Source organism: Chryseobacillus diguaensis (assembly GCF_049220665.1).
Lineage (GTDB): Bacteria > Bacillota > Bacilli > Bacillales > Bacillaceae > Metabacillus_B.
Genome location: NZ_JBMKNV010000038.1, coordinates 1 through 1,305, shown reverse-complemented (window position 1 = coordinate 1,305; position 1,305 = coordinate 1). Strand labels below are relative to the sequence as shown.

Below are 1,305 nucleotides of genomic sequence, written 5' to 3'. Positions count from 1 at the left end.
ATAAAATGAAAAACCTTCCAATTATGTAATTATGGAAGGTTATTTGTCATGGACATTTTTAGTATAGCACGAAGAAATATAGTTTTTAATGAAAAATGTTGACAAACTATTAGCTGGTTTTGTTGAACACCGATCCTTGCGTTCTCCATTAGCTCAATGATATTTTATTAATCGAAAAATAAGCTCGATTTGCTCAAGATCATCTGGGGTACCACCAGCAAAACGCGAATTTACAACGGTAACGAAATTCCAGAATAAAAAGCCCTATTTCTCAAATTTAATACTGAGAATTTGGGCTTTTTTGTTACTCCAAAAATCGCCCGTTTCTGAATAGTCCTAATTGAACAAGTTATGCTTTTTCGCAAAATGAGCAAAAGTTGCCTACTCCTTACTAAGCCTTAACGAACCCTGAACATACTTCATAGCATCAATATACTCATTTTGCTGAGCACGTTTTTCTGTCTCTTTCGGATCGAGGTCCTCTAAACGTTGTTGGATCCACCAGATATTGCCCAGCGGGTCACAAACCCGTCCCACTCGATCACCCCAGAAAAGGTTTGTCATCCCGGTTATTGAGGTGGCTCCAGCCTCCAATGCTTGCTCATAAACAGCATCACCATCTTCAACGTACAAACGCAAGAAGGCCGGTGTAACTGGCCAATCTTCTTTAGCATCAAACATCATCACTACCGATTCGCCAATCCGAATTTCCGCATGTCCGATCGTGCCGTCTTCATTATACATCCGAAAGTCATCACACCCATTGAAACCCTTTTTAATAAAATCAATTAATCGAGCTGTATCCTTTGTGATAACCCAGGGTGTCACTGTCGTATAGCCATCAGGCACGGTTTGGATATTGTTTGATTTACCCAAATTTATTGGCCTCCTTCTTTTCATTACTTCTATTTGAAGATTCCGGTTGATACCAAAACAATGCATAATCATTCATCGTCGACGAATAACCCATTTGATTTAGCATGGAAGTTACGTTTCCTCGGAGATAATTCCCGTGATTCACAACATGTAGGACAATTTCATATCACTTTGTATCTCGAACCCCAGTCCAGAAAACCACCTTAGAATTACAATTATTTCAAATCCTCCTAATTTTCACAAGACATTTTATTCAACTATCTGGCCCTTAAACCCAAAAAGAGCGCAATCCTTTCTACAGGAATGCGCCCTTTCGTATTATAAGGTCATCCAGATTGTTATTTTATCTGGCTGGCCTATTTTTTATAGGCTATTCTTTAGGTAGTCGGGGTAGGACGCATGCGCCCTTGGGACTATTGGTATCAATAG

1 protein-coding gene and 1 pseudogene are annotated in these 1,305 nt (G+C 39.4%); both read right to left on the bottom strand.

Annotated features, from left to right (window positions below):
* Positions 1-381 precede the first annotated feature (381 nt).
* Complete coding sequence (locus tag ACOT8F_RS20900; RefSeq protein WP_421653838.1) at positions 382-876, bottom strand: VOC family protein; 495 nt, start codon at positions 874-876, stop codon at positions 382-384.
* Positions 869-1,039, bottom strand: a pseudogene (locus ACOT8F_RS20895) (DinB family protein); the annotation flags it as partial. The pseudogene ACOT8F_RS20895 and the gene ACOT8F_RS20900, both read right to left, overlap by 8 nt.
* Positions 1,040-1,305: the final 266 nt, after the last annotated feature.